The organism is Amycolatopsis sp. PS_44_ISF1 (assembly GCF_032335455.1).
In the GTDB taxonomy this organism is placed as follows: domain Bacteria; phylum Actinomycetota; class Actinomycetes; order Mycobacteriales; family Pseudonocardiaceae; genus Amycolatopsis.
The window spans coordinates 72,157-89,490 of record NZ_JANUXO010000003.1; the positions used below are offsets into that span (position 1 = coordinate 72,157).

The 17,334-nt window shown below is 70.6% G+C and carries 15 protein-coding genes; 7 read left to right on the plus strand and 8 right to left on the minus strand.

Going from position 1 to position 17,334, the window contains the following annotated elements; translation table 11 throughout:
* Positions 1-496 precede the first annotated feature (496 nt).
* Together NYF13_RS26740 and NYF13_RS26745 are read left to right on the plus strand one after the other, a co-directional pair.
* Positions 497-934 (plus strand): SRPBCC family protein, encoded by a 438-nt coding sequence (locus NYF13_RS26740; protein WP_315660511.1) that lies wholly within the window; start codon positions 497-499, stop codon positions 932-934.
* 26 nt (positions 935-960) lie between these two features.
* Positions 961-1,755, plus strand: coding sequence for a DUF1295 domain-containing protein (locus NYF13_RS26745; protein WP_315660512.1), 795 nt, complete (start codon positions 961-963; stop codon positions 1,753-1,755).
* A 568-nt stretch (positions 1,756-2,323) separates the two neighbouring features.
* Here the strand turns inward: NYF13_RS26745 and NYF13_RS26750 are convergent.
* The 7 genes from NYF13_RS26750 to NYF13_RS26780 form a co-directional block, all read right to left on the minus strand.
* Entirely contained in the window at positions 2,324-3,409 is a 1,086-nt protein-coding gene (locus NYF13_RS26750; protein WP_315660513.1) for a spore photoproduct lyase family protein, read from the minus strand.
* On the minus strand, positions 3,406-4,152 hold the full coding sequence (locus NYF13_RS26755; protein WP_315660514.1) for a pyrimidine reductase family protein: 747 nt from the start codon (positions 4,150-4,152) through the stop codon (positions 3,406-3,408). The genes NYF13_RS26750 and NYF13_RS26755 overlap by 4 nt, the downstream gene beginning before the upstream one ends.
* 45 nt (positions 4,153-4,197) lie before the next feature.
* Positions 4,198-6,003, minus strand: a complete 1,806-nt coding sequence (locus NYF13_RS26760) for a glycoside hydrolase family 15 protein (RefSeq protein ID WP_315660515.1) — start codon at positions 6,001-6,003, stop codon at positions 4,198-4,200.
* The gene (locus NYF13_RS26765; RefSeq protein WP_315660516.1) at positions 6,000-7,214 is read right to left on the minus strand and encodes a glucose-6-phosphate dehydrogenase; all 1,215 of its coding nucleotides are present in this window, start codon (positions 7,212-7,214) and stop codon (positions 6,000-6,002) included. Before NYF13_RS26765 ends, NYF13_RS26760 begins: the two co-directional genes overlap by 4 nt.
* Before the next feature lie 25 nt (positions 7,215-7,239).
* Entirely contained in the window at positions 7,240-8,607 is a 1,368-nt protein-coding gene (locus tag NYF13_RS26770) for a mycothione reductase (RefSeq protein ID WP_315660517.1), read from the minus strand.
* Positions 8,608-8,731: 124 nt separating this feature from the next.
* The gene (locus NYF13_RS26775) at positions 8,732-9,925 is read right to left on the minus strand and encodes a cytochrome P450 (protein ID WP_315660518.1); all 1,194 of its coding nucleotides are present in this window, start codon (positions 9,923-9,925) and stop codon (positions 8,732-8,734) included.
* A complete protein-coding gene (locus NYF13_RS26780; RefSeq protein WP_315660519.1) occupies positions 9,922-10,596 on the minus strand; it encodes a tRNA-dependent cyclodipeptide synthase in 675 nt (224 codons plus the stop codon). The genes NYF13_RS26775 and NYF13_RS26780 overlap by 4 nt, the downstream gene beginning before the upstream one ends.
* Before the next feature lie 368 nt (positions 10,597-10,964).
* Here NYF13_RS26780 and NYF13_RS26785 point away from each other — a divergent pair, with 368 nt between their 5' ends.
* The 4 genes from NYF13_RS26785 to NYF13_RS26800 all read left to right on the plus strand — a co-directional run bounded on the left by NYF13_RS26785 (position 10,965) and on the right by NYF13_RS26800 (position 15,057).
* Positions 10,965-11,720: a class I SAM-dependent methyltransferase gene (locus NYF13_RS26785; protein WP_315660520.1), complete on the plus strand. Its 756-nt coding sequence runs from the start codon at positions 10,965-10,967 to the stop codon at positions 11,718-11,720.
* A gap of 108 nt (positions 11,721-11,828) precedes the next feature.
* Positions 11,829-11,996 carry a hypothetical protein gene (locus tag NYF13_RS26790; RefSeq protein ID WP_315660521.1) on the plus strand — a complete coding sequence of 56 codons (168 nt, stop codon included), beginning with the start codon at positions 11,829-11,831 and terminating at the stop codon, positions 11,994-11,996.
* A 352-nt stretch (positions 11,997-12,348) separates the two neighbouring features.
* Positions 12,349-13,662 (plus strand): tachylectin-related carbohydrate-binding protein, encoded by a 1,314-nt coding sequence (locus NYF13_RS26795; RefSeq protein WP_315660522.1) that lies wholly within the window; start codon positions 12,349-12,351, stop codon positions 13,660-13,662.
* Between the two features lie 69 nt (positions 13,663-13,731).
* Positions 13,732-15,057 carry a tachylectin-related carbohydrate-binding protein gene (locus NYF13_RS26800; protein WP_315660523.1) on the plus strand — a complete coding sequence of 442 codons (1,326 nt, stop codon included), beginning with the start codon at positions 13,732-13,734 and terminating at the stop codon, positions 15,055-15,057.
* 502 nt (positions 15,058-15,559) lie between these two features.
* Here the strand turns inward: NYF13_RS26800 and NYF13_RS26805 are convergent.
* Entirely contained in the window at positions 15,560-16,510 is a 951-nt protein-coding gene (locus NYF13_RS26805) for a LuxR C-terminal-related transcriptional regulator (RefSeq protein ID WP_315660524.1), read from the minus strand.
* Between the two features lie 189 nt (positions 16,511-16,699).
* On the opposite strand from NYF13_RS26805, the gene NYF13_RS26810 reads away from it, so the two are divergent.
* Positions 16,700-17,236, plus strand: a complete 537-nt coding sequence (locus NYF13_RS26810; RefSeq protein WP_315660525.1) for a hypothetical protein — start codon at positions 16,700-16,702, stop codon at positions 17,234-17,236.
* Positions 17,237-17,334: the final 98 nt, after the last annotated feature.

Here is a 17,334-nt window from a genome sequence, read left to right on the forward strand (position 1 = left end):
TCGACCCGGATCAAGCCGACGGAACCGGGACTGGGCCGAGGCCGAGCCGAAGCACTCGGCCGGACAGGGCTGAGCCGAATTCATACGAACCGAACCGAGCCGAGTCCGACCCGAAGCACTCGGCCGGACAGGGCTGAGCCGAATTCATACGAACCGAACCGAGCCGAGTCCGAGCCGAAGCACCGTGCCGGACCGGCTGACCCGAACTGATCCGAGGCCGAACCGATCCGAGGCCGAACCGGCCCGAACCGACCTGGCCCGCGTTGAGCCGACCTGGCTCGATCGATCCCGGCGCGAGACGGGTGCGCACTTCCGGGCCACGGAAAGCCGTCCGGCGTCCCTCGCCGTGACACCTCGGCCGCTGTCCTCTCGACGCGGCGGCCCCGGCCCGCAGCGGCACCCGGCCGAGGTGGCTCTGGTTTGCCGCGGGGGCAGCGGGGGAATGCGGAGCGGGTCGACGTTTCTTCCGGTTCGGCTCGTCTTGGAGGACAGCTCAGTGAGTTCTGTTTCGCGCACGTTCACGGTGCGGGCCGCTCCCGGTGTGGTGGTGCCCTACCTCGCCGATTTCAGCCACGCCGAGCAGTGGGACCCCGGCACCGAGCGCTGCACCCGCGAAGGCAGCGGCCCGGTCGAAGTGGGGTCCACCTGGCACAACACGTCCAAGATCGCGGGCATCAGCACCGAGCTCACCTACACCTTGGAGGAGCTCACCGGCGACCGCGTGGTGCTGGTCGGACGCAACGACACCGCGACCTCGACCGAGACCATCGAGGTCGTCCCCGAAGCCGGGGGATCGCGCATCACCTACACCAACGACCTGGAGTTCCACGGGGTGGCCAAGCTCGCCGCCCCCGTGGCGAAGGTGGTGTTCGAGAAGCTGGGCAACGACACCGAGCGGCAGCTCAGCTCCGTCCTCAACGGCCTGGCCGGTTGACGGTGGTCCGGGGACGGCGAGGTGCGGTGGACACCGGGAACCTCTTGCGGGTGGCCGGCTGGTCCGCGGCGGTGGTCGGGGTGGCGCAGACCGCAACGGCCGTGGTGGCGCTCCGGAAGGGGCGCCGGGACTACGCGGACGCGGTCTGGGGGCCGGGGCTGGCCGCGGTGGCGCTGACCGGCGCCATCGTGGGAAGTGGAGATGCCCGGCGACGCTGGACGCTGGCCGCGGTCACCACCGCGTGGGCCGCGCGCCTCGAACGGCAGATGCTCAAGCGCATGCGCGACAGTTCGGAAGAAGACCCACGCTACAAGGAATTCCTCGAAGGGGACTCGACGGCGGCGGTCGTCGGCAAGGTGTTCGTGACCCAGGGGTTGTCCCAGCTGCTGGTTTCGGCGCCGCTGCAACTGGCGGCGGCCAGCGCGCTACCGCGTGGGGCGCGCCGGTGGCTGGTGCCCGCGGGCGTGACCGTGGCGGTCGGCGGGGCCGTGGTGGAAGCGATCGCCGACGAGCAGAAGGCGAAGTACTCCCAGCAGGACCGCGAGGACCGTTCGGACGTGCTGGACACCGGGGTGTGGGGCTGGTCGCGCCACCCGAACTACTTCGGTGATTCCCTGGTGTGGGACGGTTTGTGGCTGGCCGGCGCCACTACCTGGCCGGGGGTGCTGACGCTGCCCGCCCCCGCGTTGATGAGTTACCTGCTGATGTTCGCCACCGGAGCCAAGCGCACCGAGAAGCGGATGCAGGACCGGCCCGGCTACCGCGACTACCAGCGGCGGGTGGCGTTCTTCTTCCCCCGGCCGCCGAAGGACAGCCGGTAGGCCGCCGGCGTCTCAAGATCGTTGGGGCTCAAGGAAATCGGGCCGGTCCGCTCGGAGACATCCGAGCGGACCAGCCCGAGAGCGTTGCCCATCGCGTTCGTGCCTCGCCCGATTACCGGATAAGCAGATCCGATGGTTGCGGAGACCCGGCCGCGTCCGATCGCCGACCACGGCGGGAAATCGGTGACCGGACCGGTCTTTTCCTTACCGGGGCGGCGTTCCCGTCACCGGGGCCGGGGAGCGGCCGGCACCCGGGGAGAGGGCCGGGCGGCCCGGATGCGCCGCCGGTGCAGCTCCTGCTCTCGACGTTGCAGGTCGGCGTGCCATCTACCTGAGTCGTTCATCATCAGGAGCCTCCACAGTCATCCGGTACAGCGGAAACACAACGCAGGTCACTGGCAAGCAGCTGAGGCAAGCCGCAGCGAATCCGCCGGACCTCACCTGGCGGTGACTCCGGCCCTGCTCGCTCAGAGGTATCCGGGAGATACCCACGGCGGACGCTTCCGAACCCTCGAATCTGCGCTTCCATCAGGCAATACGTACTGTGACGAAAGTGCGGGTGCGGCGCTCAGAAGGCGTATCGGACGCGGAGGTAGGGGGCGTGCCCGGCGATGAGGTCGAGCAGTTCGTCGAGCAGTGCCCGTTTGTGGCCGCTCCGGTAGCGGACGTTGAGGCCGCCGCTTTCGCTGCGCTTGGTCTCCTGCAGATCCGGGCGCCAGAGCAACTGCTCGGCTTTGGGGTGCCAGCCGAGGTTGACCTCGTGGAGGGCGCGGTTGTGGGTGAGCATGATGATTTCCGCGGCCAGCTGGGCTTTGGCCCGTTCGCCGGTGGCGTCGCCGAGGTCGTCCAGCAGCCGGGCCCAGTCGGCCTGCCAGCCGGGGTAGACGACCACGGGGCTGAGGTTGAGGTGCACTTCGTAGCCCGCTTCGACGAAGTCGTCGATCGCGCGGAGCCGGTCCGGGACCGGGGTGGTGCGCAGGTCCAGCAGCTTCGCGGCCCGGTCCGGCATCAGGGAGAACCGGATGCGGGTGCGTCCGCGCGGGGCCAGTTCGAGCAGTTCGCGGTTGACGTACTTGGTCGCGAACGATGCTTTCGCGCCGGCCCGGTGGGCGAACAGCTCGATGAGGTCGGCGACGTTGTCGCTGACGAGGGCGTCGAGGGAGCAGTCGGAGTTCTCGCCGATGTCGTAGACCCACGCTTGCGGGTCGCACTGGTTCGGGGTCGGCTTGCTGCCCTGCCGGTCGATGTGGCGGGCGAGGTAACCGGTGATCTGCTCGATGTTGGCGAAGACCGTGATCGGGTTGGAGTAGCCCTTGCGCCGGGGTACGTAGCAGTAAGCGCAGGCCATGGCGCAGCCGTTGGCCGTCGAGGGGGCGATGAAGTCGGCGGAGCGGCCGTTGGGGCGGGCGGTCAGCGACTTCTTGATGCCCAGCACGAGGGCCTCGTGCTTGATGCGGACCCAGCGCCGGACGTTGGTCTCGTCGCCGTGCAGTTCGGGGATCTGCCAGTGGCTGTCCACCTCGACCCTGGTGGCGTCGGGGAACCGGGCCAGGATCTGGCGTCCGCGGGGCAGCTCGGCCGCGGCGGGCTCGAGGTAGATGCGGGTGGGCGACAACAGGCGTTCGCGCTCGGGCCGCTCGTCCACCCCGGTCATCGCCGGCGGTGGTAGCGCAGCAGCAGCGACCCGTCGGCGTGCACGAGCGAGACCAGGTCCAGGGAGCGCGGCACCTTCGGCTGGGCGCCGGACGCGATGCGCCCGGCCTCCCCGGCGACCAGGACCGGCTCCACCGTCAGGCACAGCTCGTCGACCAGGTCGGCGGCGATGAGCGTGGCGAACAGCCCGGGACCGCCTTCGCAGTTCACCCGCCGCAGCCCCAGACCGTCCAGAGCGGCCGGCAACTCGGCGGGCTCGACCTGGTCCCCGCCGCACTCCAGGACGACAGCACCGGCGGCCCGGAGCGCGGCTTTGCGTTCGGCTGGGGCCTTTTCACAGGTCAGGATGAGCGTCGGCGCTTCGGCGTCCTCGAACAGCGGCGAGTCCGCGGGGATCGAGCAGCGGTTGCTCACCACGGCGATCGGAAGGGCGGGCGAAAGCCGGTGGCGGGACCGCCGGGCGGAGTCGAGTTCGTGGCCGCGGACGGCGGCGTAGCCCTCCGCGATCGCGGTCCCGGCGCCGACGAGCACGACATCGGCCAGGTCGCGGTTGAGCTCGTACACGCGACGATCGGCCTTCCCGGAAAGCTGCTGCGAGCGACCGTCCACGGTGACCGCGCCGTCCACGCTGCTCACGAAGTTGACCCTGATCCAGGGCCGGGCCGGGTGATCCGGGTAGGCGTACAGCTCCTCCAGGTCGTTCGCGGTGAAATCGTCCGTGGAGGGGGGCAGCAGAAGATCCATCAGCTCATTCCGGGTTCGGGGGCCAGGTGCGGCGTCGGGCATCCGCTATTCGCCCAGTGCGCGGTCGAGGTTGATCGCGGAGCTGATCAGCGAAAGGTGGGTGAAGGCCTGGGGGAAGTTGCCGAGCTGGTCACCGGTCAAGCCGATCTGCTCGGCGTACAGGCCGACGTGGTTGGCGTAGGTGAACATCTTCTCCAGCGCCAGCCGGGCGTCTTCCACCCGCCCGAGGCGCGCCAGCGCCTCCACGTACCAGAACGAGCAGATCGAGAACGTGCCCTCGGAACCGGCCACCCCGTCCGACGCCTCGTCCGGGTCGTAGCGGAAGACCAGGCTGTCGACGACCAGGGTGCGCTCCATGGCCTGCACCGTGGCCACGAAGCGCGGATCGGTGGGGCTGCAGAACTTCACCAGGGGCATCAGCAGCAGCGAGGCGTCGGCGACGAAGCCGTCGTAGCGCTGGGAAAAGCTGTTCTCCGCCTCGTTCCAGCCGCGGGTCTGGATCTGCTGGTAGATCTCGTCGCGGACGCTGGTCCAGCGGGTGAGGTCGGCGGGCAGGCCCCGGCGGCGGGCGACGCGGATCATGCGCTCGATCCCCACCCAGCACATCAGCCGGGAGAACGTGTGGTCCTGCCGCCCGGAGCGGGCCTCCCAGATGCCTTCGTCGGGCCGGTCCCAGTGCTCCAGCAGCCAGTCCATGACCTGCACCAGGCTGTGCCAGGCCTGGTGGGAGAGGCCGGCGCTGTACTTGTCGAACAGGTAGATCGAGTCGATCAGCTCGCCGTAGATGTCGAGCTGCAACTGCTGGGCCGCGGCGTTGCCGACCCGGACCGGAGCGGAGCCCCGGTAGCCCTCCCAGTGGTCGAGAGTCTCCTCCTCGCGGGCCGGATCGCCGTCGATGGTGTACATCACCCGCAACGGGCCCAGATCGCCGTCGCCGGGGTCGGCGAAGCGGTCGGTGAGCCAGCCGAAGAAGTCTTCGGCTTCGCAGGTGAATCCCAGTCGCAGCAGGGCGTAGAGCGAGAAGGCCGCGTCCCGGATCCACACGTGCCGGTAGTCCCAGTTGCGCTCGCCGCCGAGCTGCTCCGGGAGCCCGCAGGTGGGTGCGGCGATGATCGCGCCGGACGGTTCGTGGGTCAGCAGTTTCAGCAGGAGCGCGGAGCGGTGCACCATCTCCCGCCAGCGGCCGGTGTAGGTGGACTGCTCGATCCACGACCGCCAGAACCCCGCGGTGGCCCGGAAGAGCTCTTCCACCTCTTCGTCCAGGGGGCCGCTGGGCAGCTCGCCGTCGAGCACCTCGAGCACGAACAAGGCGGTGTCGCCGGGGCCGAGGTCGAACTCGCCGGTGAGGCCGTCGTCGTCGCGCTCCAGCGGGACCGACGTCCTCAGGCCCAGCCGCAGCCCCGCGCCGGTGAAGACGGTCCCGCCCTCGGTGGCCTCGGTCCGGTGCTCCGCCCGGGCGTAGTCGAAGCGGGGCCGGACCTCGGTGCGCAGGCGCACGTGCCCGCGGATGTTCACCACCCGGCGCACCAGGCGCTGCCGGTGCTCGGGATCGCGCCGGACCCGGATCGGCATGAAGTCCTGGACCTCGACGATGCCGTCCTCGGTCAGGAACCGGGTCACCAGGATGTTCGAGTCGGGGATGTAGAACTGGTGGCGGTTGGTCACCTCGCACACCGGCTGCAGGGCCCACCGGCCGCCGCCGTCGGCGTCGAGCAGGGCGCCGAACACGCTGGGGGAGTCGAACCGGGGCGCGCAGAACCAGCTGATCCCGCCGTCGGTGCCGACGACGGCGGCCGTGCGCAGGTCGCCGATGAGCCCGTGTTCGGCGATCGGGAGGTAGCGTTCGCTCATCGGCCGTTCGCGTCCCAGCCGTCGGCGCCGGCCAGCCGGTCCGCGTCGCGCGGACCCTGCGAACCGCGCGGGTAGCGGTGGGTGGGTGGCGGCGAATCGAGCACGGGCGCGCTCACCTCCCAGAGCCGTTCCACCTCTTCGGCGGTGGTGAACCAGGTCCGGTCGCCCCGCAGCGCCTCGTGCAGCAGGCGGGCGTAGGCCGTCGCGTCCGTTTCCTCGGTGAGGTCGAACCGGTGCGGACCGGCGGTGACCACGACGCTGGTCCGCGCCAGCGCCTTGCCGGTCCGCAACCGGAACGGCACCCCCTGCCAGCGCGGGGTGTCCACGAAGGTCTCCAGCGCCACGAACGTCTCCCGGTCGGAATCCGGGTCGACGTCCTCTTCGTCGCGGTAGCCCTCGTACTGGCCGAACACCGTGCGCTCGGGGGCGAAGGGCCGCAGCGCCCGGAACACGGCCAGTTTCGCGGCGTGCACACCGGCGGCGTCCCGGCGTTCGGGAGGATCCATGGCCAGCACGCCCAGGACCTGGCACAGGTGGGTGGGCACCATGTCGCGGAACGTGCCGGTGGCTTCCATGAACGAGCCGCGGCCTTCGATGTCGATCTCCTCGGGCACCTCGATCGCCACCGCCGGCACCGGCCCGGTCAGCCGTTCGGGCAGCCGGCGGACCGCCTCCTTGCCGAGGAAGTGGTCGATCCGGAACACCTGTTCTTCGGCGAAGGTCGCGCGGACGGTCTCGTGCAGCTCCCGCGCCGAAGCGAGGTCGTGCCCGATCGGCTTCTCCAGGATCAGCCGGGCGTCGTCCGCCAAGCCGGTGTCGCCGAACATGCGCACCATCGGTCCCATCGCCTCCGGCGGCACCGACAGGTAGAGCAGCGTGCGGGCGTCGTCACCCAAGTCCGCGCGCGCCGACCGCACGGCTTGGGCGAGGTCGTCCCCGTCGTCGCTGTCCGAGGCCACGAACGACAGGCGCCCGGCGAACGAGGACCAGTCCGCCGCATCGACGTCGGCGTGCTCCCGGACCTTCTCGCCGAGCTCGCTGCGGAACTCGTCGTCGCTTCCCGGCGACGTGCGGCCGGACCCGATCACCCGGAACCCGTCCGGCAATCCGCCTTCGCGCCACAACTGCACGAGGCCGGGGAACAGCAGCCGCTGGGCGAGATCGCCGGTGGCGCCGAAAATCACCAGGACGTGCGGCGGGGTCGCCGACATGGTTCACCTCGTTCTGTGGAGTGGGTCAGCGGGTCAGGTCCCGCAGCGCGTTCTCGACCACTTCGGTGAGGGCCGGGTGGATCCAGTACGGCGCCGAGGCCAGCGTCGGGGCGTCGATGCCCAGCGTCATGGCCAGGACGAGGGGCTGGATGAGCGAGGGCGCCTGCGGGCCCATGATGTGCGCGCCGAGCAGCCGGCCGCTGCCGCGTTCGGCGATGACCTTGCAGAACCCGGTGTCGTCCTCCAGCGCCCATCCGTAGGCCACGTCCGCGTAGCGCCGGGTGCCGACGACGTAGTCGATCCCCTCGTTGCGGCAGGACTGCTCGGTCTTGCCCACGGTGGCGATCTGCGGCCGGGTGAACACCGCGGCGGGCACGACGTCGTGGTCGGCACTGCGAAGGTCCGCGGGGTGGCGCAGGTTGTGCTGGACCACCTCGGCCTCGCGGTTGGCCACGTGCTTGAGCTGGACCGGGGTGCAGACGTCCCCGAGGGCGAACACCCCGTCGACGGTGGTGCGCTGGTGGGCGTCCACGCGGATGCGGCCGTCGTCGTGGGTGTCGATCCCGGCCGCGGGCAGGTCGAGCCGGTCGCCGTTGGGAACGCGCCCGGAGGCGACCAGCAGCCGGTCGGCGGTCACGACCGAGCCGTCGTCGAGCACCAGCCGCAGCGCGCCGGGCTCGCCTTCGAGCCGGGTCAGCTCCCGGCCCAGCCGCAGGGTGAACCGTTCGCCCGCGAGCCGGGTGAACGCGTCCGCGATCGCCTCGTCCTGCGGGCCGAGCAGCCGGTCCGCCTGCTCGACGATGGTGATCTCGCTGCCCAGGGCGGCGAACACCTGGGCCAGTTCGGCGGCGATGTAGCCGCCGCCCAGCACCGCGAGGTGGTGCGGCGGCTCGTCGATCCGCATGACGGTTTCCGAAGTGTCGTACGGCAACCCGGACTTCTCGACCGGCGGGGGGACCACGGGCCGGGCACCGGCGGCGATCACCACCTGGTCGGCCTCGACGTCGATCGGCCCGGCGGCCCCTTCGATGCGCAGGCTCCGCGGTCCGGTGAACCGGGCCTGCCCGGTGTAGACGGTGATGAAATCGCTGTCGCGACGGCCTTGTTCGCCGCTGTCGCGCTGATCGTCGACCCGGCCGAAGACGCGGTCGCGGATCTTGCGCCAGTGCACGCCGCGAAGCTCGGCGTCGAGGTCGAAGGTACCGGCGCCGCGGACCTCGTCGGCGACCTCCGCGGTGTGGGCGAGCATCTTGCTGGGGATGCAGCCGTAGTTCAGGCAGGTCCCGCCGAACGGGCCCTCGGTGACGATGGCCACGTCGGAGCCGGAGAACGAATCGTCGATGACGCTGTTCCCGGAACCCGCACCGAGAACGATCAGATCGTGGTGTCGCACCGGCTGAATGCTATGTGCCGGTGCACAGCGCCGCACGCCGAGCGGAGCCGGTGCGGGGCCGCGCACCACCCCGCCGCCGGTGCCACCGGGAAAGCGGCCGGGGCCGGGGGCCGCCCCCGGGTGGTCACCAGGCGACCGGGACGATGGCCGGGCGGGTGAAGACGATGTCGTTGCGCCACGGCACTTCCTCGGCGTTGATCGCGAGGTAGAGCTCCGGGAGCCGTTCGAACAGGGTGCGGAGCGCGGTGGCGAGGTAGACGCGGGCCAGCTGCGAACCGAGGCAGTAGTGGGGGCCGGCGCCGAAGGTGGCCTCGGCGGTTTCCTTCCGGCCCACGCGGAACTTCTCCGGGTGCCGGACGTGGGCGGGGTCCCAGGTGGCGGCCTGCATCGAGGCCGCCACCCCGTCACCCGCCCGGATCGTCGTGCCGTGCAGCTCCACGTCCTCGGTGGCGATGATGGGGAAGCCGAGAACTCCGTTGTGGTAGAAGCGAAGCACCTCCTCGGCGGCCAGGGCCCACCGCTCGGGACCGGCCAGGCAGTCCTTGAGCTGATTGCGGTGCTGCATGAGGATCAGCGCGCCCTCGGCGGTGGGGGCGATCACGGCGTCGGTGCCGGTGAACAGCAGCACGAAGACCGTTCCGGCGACCTCGTCGGCGCTGAGGTCACCGGCTCGCCGGGCGGCGAGCAGCGCTCCGACGGGGTTGTCGCCGGACGGTTCGCCGACGGCCAGGATCCGGGCGGCCAGACCGCGGATGTTGGCGGTCTCCTCGGCCACCTCCGCGGGACCGGAGGTGATCGAGGCCATGGTGCGGAAGATCCGCTCGTGCTCGGGCCACAGCGGCTCGGGCACACCGAGCACCCGGCGCATGACCCGGAACTGCAGGGGCTGGGCGTAGGCGGCGACCAGGTCGGCCGGGTCGGGACCGTCGGCCATGGCGTCGAGCAGCCGCGTGCCCTGCTCGGTGACCAGCCGCCGGTGGTCCTGCACGGCGCGGCGGGTGAAGAACCGGGAGACCACCTGCCGGACCCGGGTGTGATCGGGCGGGTCGAGGTGGAACAGCCCGCGTTCGACGGTGGTGATGTCCGGGCCGGCCAGCCGCGGGGAGTCGTCGCCCAGCCGCCGGGAGAACCGGGAGTCGGCGAAGACCTCGGCGATGTCGTCGCGGCGGGTGAGCATCCAGATCCGGTCCCCGGACGGCAGGAGCACCGGGCACACCGGCCGGTGGGCCTGGGCCCAGCGCACCAGCGGCGGCAGCCCGCCCAGCTCGCCGAGCGGGAACGGGTAGCGCAGAGGCAGCTCGGGCGATCCGGTGCTCACCGGGCACCGCCGTCCTGGTCGGTGACGATGGCGTACCCCTGCCCCGGCGCCGGCGGCAGGAAGGCCCCGGGCCGCAGGAACGGGTGCAGCAGCTCCATGTCGCGGTGGTAGAGGAACAGGGTCGACTTCACCCCGTAGATCTCGGGTCCGTGCAGGACCAGCGGGAGTTCGGCGATGGCGTAGCCGACGGCGAGGTCCACGTGCGCGTCGGTGATCGCGCTGTGGTCTTCGAGCCGGCTGATGGCGCCGTGCGCGGTGGCCCGGCAGGCGGCCCGGGCCTCGGGATCGGATTCGTAGGCCTGGCGGGCCAGCTCCAGTCCGTGGACGTAGGCGGGCCGGTTGTGCAGTTGCGTCCACGTCCGCACGTGCGAGGCGGGATCGGCCACCCCCAGCTCGGCCAGCGCGCGCACGCTGGGGTTGCGCAACCGGTTGATCGCCCGGCGGGCCCGGTGCACCGACTCGCCCACCGGGTACCCGCCCGCGACCAGGGTGTGCGCGGCCTCGTACCCGGGGACGAAGACGTCGAGCCGGCCGAAGCGCCGGTAGGCCCAGGTGACCAGTTCCTTGATGTACGGGGTTTTGTACCGGCCGTTCCAGGGGCTCAGCCCCAGCGTGACGTGCTCCGGATCGGCGGGGAAGAACCGGCGGTCCAGCGGGGTGAGAGTGAACACGACGGGTCACGGGCTCCTTAAAACGAATCGTGCGATTCCGGGCAGCGCGCGGTTATTTCGGCGGAGGTCGATCGAAGAATGGAGATTTTCGGCGCATTTTCGACGGCTCGTCCGAATCGGTCGCCGACTGCTCCGACGGTGGGGATACCTGTTGCGAGACCGGCAATGTGTCCGCGACGTCCTTCGGGCCGCGGTTTTTCCGGAGAGCGGATCCTGGTGGTGTGCTAGGTTCCTGACCAGTGTTTCACCGGTCGTTTCCGATCTCAAATGCCGAAACCGAAAATCCGGGTAACCTACCTGAAAGTAGGCCCGCCACGAGCCGCTTCCCGGGGATTTCCCACGGTGCGTGACGAGAGAGGGTCCATCTGATGGAAACGCAATTTGATCAACTCGCCGAAGCGTACGAGCGGAGCTTCACCGAGTTACCGTTCCGGCGGCACATCGAGTTGCCTTCGGTGCTGGCCGCGCTGGGCGCGCCGGACGGGATCGCCGGGCAGCGGGCGCTGGACCTCGGCTGTGGATCCGGGTACTACACCAGGCTTCTTGCCGATCTCGGCGCGGAACCGGTCGTCGGTCTGGACCAGTCCGCCGGCATGGTCGGCTACGCGCGCGAGCGCGAAGCCCGCGAGCCCCGCGGAGTGCGCTACCTCGTGCAGCACGCCGGGGACGGCAGTGCCGGTGTCGCCGACCCGACCCTGTCTGGCTCCTGCGACCTGGTGCTGGCGGTGTACGTGCTGCCCTACGCGACGACGTCCGAGATCCTGCACCAGATGTGCCTCACCGCCCGCACCGCCCTGGTCCCCGGGGGCCGGTTCGTCACCGCCGTCCTCAACCCCGATTTCGCCACCGAGCCGGGCTACTACCGTCCGTTCGGCTTCGACCTGGTGGCCGGCCCCGCCACCGCGAACGAGGGTGGCTCCTTCCTCCTGCGCACCCACATCGGGGAGCACGCCATGGAAGTCACCGCTCACCGCTGGTCCCGCTCCGCTCACGAAGCGGCGCTCACCCGTGCCGGTTTCACCACCTTCGCCTGGCAGGCACCGCACTGCGACCCCGGCAGCGACCCGGCACCGTCCGGCCGCTACCTCGCCGTGCCCCACTTCCTGCTGTTGACCGCGAGCTGAGGGCCCTTCCGGTTCCGCGGCGTGATCTACGCCAGACGGCCTCACCCATCCGGGCGGTAATCGGCGCCGCGAGGGTGAAGGGCCGGGACCGGGGGTAGCTCGGCAGGCATGACGGACACGACGGCCATGCACGCGGGGATCCACGCGGGAATCACGGAGACCACCGGGCGCGGCGGGGAGATCGCGGGCCTGCGCCGGGTGCTGCTCGCCTTCGGCGTCGGCGGGGCCATGGGCTTCCTGCTGTGGATGACCATCTGGCTGTCCGTCCACCTGTGAGGCGCGGCGTCGCCGAAGTTTCGGTCCACTTCCGGGAGCGACCCGGCTCAAGTCCACATCGGACTTTGACTGACGGGGAGCCCGGCCACCGGCCGGTGTGCTGATCCCGTCTTGATCAATCCTCGAACGGCGCTGGTCGGCCCCAACGGCTGAGCCGTGCGCCGCGGACCACCCCGCAGTGGTGGCCGAGGTGCTGGGGAGCGGGCCGGCGGATGTGGCGTGTCCGCTTGCGGCCAATGGCCGGTTTAGCGCACGCGCCGTGACGGAAATCCCTCTTAAGCTCTGCCTCGTCGAGCTGCTTTCTCGGGGGTCGCGGCCGACGTCAAGCTTCCCATCGACGAGGGGTTTTCCCATGCTCGGAAACAGAGTGCGCACCGCGCTGCTGGCGTTTCTCGTACTGCTGAGCGGTCTCACCACCATGGCGCTGACCGCCGCTCCCGCCTCCGCCGCCGCGGCCTGCACCAGCGGGGTCTCGGTCTACGGCGTACTGCCCGACGGCCGGCTCAGCTACACCGCGATCGACCCGGACACCGGGGACATCACGCACGTCGTCGTGTCCTCGAAGACGCTCGGGTTCACCGCGAAAGCGCTGGCCACGCTCAACTTCAACACACTGCTGGTAACCTCGACGGCCGGGGTCCTCTACCGGGTCGACGTGGTCACCAACAGTGGCAGCCTGACGTTCGACGATCCGATCGACGTCCAGCACGGCTGGACCCACACCCTGCTGTCCTACGACGGCCACGGGCACCTCTACGGCACGACCGCCGGCGGTTCGCTGCTGCAGTACCTCGTTTCCGCGCCCAAGCCCGGGGTGAACCAGATCGGGCAGCGCCGGGAGATCGGCAGCGGCGGGTTCTCGCTCAAGACGCTCACGACGGCCGGGGACGACCGGCTCCTCGCGACCGCGTCCGACGGCCAGCTGATCAGCTACGCGGTTTCGCCGACCGGCACCACTTACACCCGCGCCCAGCTCGACGACGCCGGCTGGCAGAGCTTCGAAAACCTCGTCTCGCCGGGCGGCGGCCTGTACTACGGCAAGAACCCCGACGGCGCCATGTACTGGTACGAGGACGACGACCCGGCCGACGGGTCCGGCACGGACATCGCCTACCACCTCAACGATCCGGTCGCCTCACGCGGCTGGACGCAGTCCCTGCTCTCGGCCGACCCGGCCGGCTGCACCAGCACGCCGCCGGTCAAGCCGCTGCGTTCGAAGATCGCCGCCCTGGCCACGGGGGAGGTCGGCACCACCGAGGCGAGCTGCGACAAGTACAACGACGGCTGCAACCACGGCGCGAACGACTGGTGCGCGATGTTCGCCACCTGGACCTGGTCGGCAGCCGGCGTGGCGAACGTTCCGCGCGGCACGTGGGTCGCCCGCGGCCTCGGTGCGTGGGGGGTCGACCACGGCCTGTTCAAGTCCCGGACCGGCAGTGCGCACGGCAGCCCGAAAATCGGTGACTGGGCCATCTACGGCCCGCCGGACGGCAGCACGGGCGGGCACGTCGATGTGATCACCGCGGTGCACCCCGACGGCACGCTCACCGTCGTCGGCGGCAACGTCAGCAACAAGGTGACGCGGCGGGTGATCGACCCCGGCACCGCCCGCTCGGGCGTCCAGGATCAGCTGATCTCCGGCTACGTCTCCCCGCCCGGCGCCTGACCCGTTCCCCCTTCCCGAGCGGTGCCGCGGCCCGGCCGCGGCACCGCCGGACCACCTGGAGTCCTTCCCATGCGATTCACCCCGAGACCGATCGCGGCGGGCCTCGTGGCCCTGGCCGTCCTGACCGCGGGCGCCACCGCCGCCGGTGCCACGACCGAATCCGACGCCACGGCCGCGCGGATGCAGCAGCTGGCGGCCTACGCGACCGCGCCCTGCGTCACCGGTGGCCCGACCGCGGCCGACACCGCCGCGGCCACCCGGCTCAACGGTGTCCTGACCGGCGCGCTGAAGGGGCACATGACGCCGTACCGAGTGTCGTGCGCCCGGGCCGTGATCGACGCCGTGCAGGCCCGCGGGCTGGACGAGCGGGCGGCCGTCATCGCGATCACCACCACGATCGTCGAATCCCTGATCGAGAACATCAGCGAACGGGTCGATCACACCAGCCTCGGGCTGTTCCAGCAGCTCGACTCGTGGGGCACCGAGTCGCAGCGGCTGAACCCGGCCTGGGCCACCGGAGCGTTCCTGGACGCGATGGAAGGCTTCTACCCGAACGGGAGCTGGCGCACCGCCAAGATCGGCGACGTGTGCCAGCGGGTCCAGCGCTCCGCCTTTCCCGAGCGGTACCAGCCCGAAGCCGCCGACGCCCAGCGCATCGTCGACGAGCTGAGCAGCCCGGCCGCGACCACGGTTTCGGTCTACGGCGCGCTGTCCGACGGACGGCTGACCTACAGCACCATCAACTCGCAGACCGGCGACCGCACCAAGACCCTCGTCTCGACCGACCGCCTGGGGTTCGCACCCCAGGCGCTGGCCACGCTCAACTTCAACACCGTGCTCGCGACCTCGCCCGCCGGCGTGCTCTACCGCATCGACGTCATCACGAACGACAACTCGCTGCAGTTCGGCTCGCCCGTCGCGTTGGGCAGCGGCTGGACCCACGACATGCTGACCTACGACGGCCACGGCCACCTCTACGGCATCGCGGGCAGCACCCTGATGTCCTATGTGGTCTCCCGGCCCAAGCCCGCGAGCAACCAGATCGGCCAGCGGGCCGTGATCGGCACCGGGTTCACGATGCGCACGATCGCCGCCACCGGCGACGACTGGCTGGTCGGCATCAGCACCGCCGGCGTCCTGCGCTCGTACCACATCGCGGCCGACTACACCTGGACGGGCACGACGCTGGCGGACCGCTGGAGCACGTTCGACCAGATCGTGTCACCCGGCTACGGCCTGTACTACGCACAGACCTGCGACGGAGCGCTGTACCGCTACCACGACCACAACCCGTTCGACCTGGACGGCTCGGACATCCAGGGGTTCGGGGCCGACCCGGTCGATACGCAGGGCTGGACGCAGACGCTGCTGTCGGCCCAGCCGTTCGGCACCTGACCACGACCCGCGGGCTCGCCATGGACGAAGGACCGCCCACCCGCCGGAGGTGCGATTCGGAGGATGATCCCCGGCCGGACCCGCAGGGGTGGTGGCCCGACCCGGACAACCTCCACTGGGTACGAAACCCGGATCCTGACCCGGACCCGCAGGCCGATCCGGCGTGACCGGATCCGGACACTGGCCGGACCTGCTCTTCCGATATGGGACATCGATGCCTAATCTGTCACTTATCGCAGATTGCTCGGAGGGGGAGGACGCTATGACCAGGAGAATGCTGACCGGGGTGGTGTCGGTCGTGATGACGGCACTGGCCTTCGGTGCCGTGGCGGCACCGGAGGTATCGGCCGTGGAGAAACCGCAGCCGAAGTGCGTGTGGATCTGGACTGCCGGCGGTTCGGGGTGCGGGCTCAGCTAGGCGGCCGGCCGAGCCGGAAGCGGCGGGAGGCCCGGCCGGCGGTGGAGGCCGGGGATGGCCGCGTGGCCACCCGGTTCGGTTCCGCTAGGCCAGCCAGCCGCGCCGGGTGGCCGCGTAGACCGCGGCCACCCGGTTGTCCGCCTGCAGCGCGTCCAGCAGGCCCTGCACGTGACGGCGTACCGTCCGCTCGCTCACCTCCAGGTGGCGCGCGATGGCTCCGTCGGTCATCCCGGTCGCCAGCAGGTCGAGCACCTTGGCCTGGGCCGGGGTCAGGCCATGACGCCGGCCGTCGTCGCCGATCGGCACCGCCTGGCTCCAGACCAGCTCGAACAACATGCGCAGACCCGCGACGATGGTCGGACTGCAGACGAACACCGCGCCCTCCATCCCGCTCGGGTCGAGGGGCACGAGTGCCGAGTGCTGGTCGGCGATCACCATCTTCATCGGTAGCTCCGGTGCCACCCGCATGGTCCAGCCGCCGGCGATGCTGGCCTCGACGACCCCCTTGGCGCCCTCGAACTCCAGGGCGGCACGCTCGTAGACGTTACGCAGGCGAACGCCTCGCTCGGTCACCGCGGCAGGCAGGGACATCGCCGTGTTGGCGTCCGGCTTGCGCTTGAAGTGGCGTGTGGTGAAGGTGACGAAGTCGGTCTTCGCCGACAGGCACAACTCGAGCGACAGTGCGCCGATCCGCTGCGGGTCCGTCAGAACCTCCACAGCCGCGTCGCTGCCGGCGCTGTAAGTAGTCCGGTAGACGGCTTGGAGCAGGTCGAGCTGATGGCGCGCGGCCACGATCTGGCGCTGCTGCTCGACCAGGCGCTGCTGCGCGCCGAGGATTGCGTGGTCGACCGCCCGGATCGGTTCCATCGGCGCCAGCACCGGCCCGTCGCGGTGGTCGCGCCGGACGAACCCGCCGTCGATCAGCTCGCGCATCTCGGGGCCGGCGGCCCGCGGATCGTCCAGCGATACCGGCCCGGACCGCACCATCGCGTCGTACAGCGCACCCGCTCCGGCCGACAGTAGTCCTTCGAGCATTCCTGCCACCCCTCCGGGCCCAGAGCTTAATCCAAGTCCCGGGGAACGCGAGGCTCAGCGGACACCCGGCCGGTTCGGCCGACCGCCGCGATGCGGATCCGGGCGAGCACGCCGGCCGAGCCATCGACGGCAGGGCGTACGCCACGCTGGAGCGGATGGGCTCACCACGGCTGAGGTAGCGTCGGCGAGATGGCCCAGGTACTGATCCAGCCGTCCTACGGCACTCCCGAAGCGCGCCGGTACGGGGCCAAGACCCTGGAGCAGACCGTGGCGTTGCGCGAATACGCCGGCCTGCTGCACCCCGCGGAGCTTGCCCGCCTGAACGAGCTGCACCCGGACGGCCAGGCCCGATTCTGGGGCGCCAAGGACAAGTACGACCGCCGGATGGACACCGTCGTCACCGGCGATGTCGTGTTGTTCACCGGCGGCAAGCAGGTTCGCGCCACCGCCGAGGTGGGACACGCCTTCCGCAACCCTTCGTTCGCCCGTGGCCTCTGGCACCCCGATCCCGGCAAATGCCTGTGGAGCAACGTTTACAGCCTGCGCCGCTACCGGTCGCTCGAACTGCCGTACGAGGTGATCTGGGACCTTCCCGGATTCACCGCCGGCGACAACTTCATGGGCCTGCGGTTCCTCGACGCGGCCAAGTCGGCGGCGATCATCGCCCTGCTCGGCCGGGTGGAGCACGCGGATGTGGCCGGTTTGTCCAGCCCCGGCACCGAATGACGGCGCCGGGGCTGCGACAGCCGGGTCACGTCATGGGTTCGTTCAGTAGGCGAGGGCTTGGCTGGTGAGGTCTGGGGCGAGGGTGGTTTCGGTGTGGG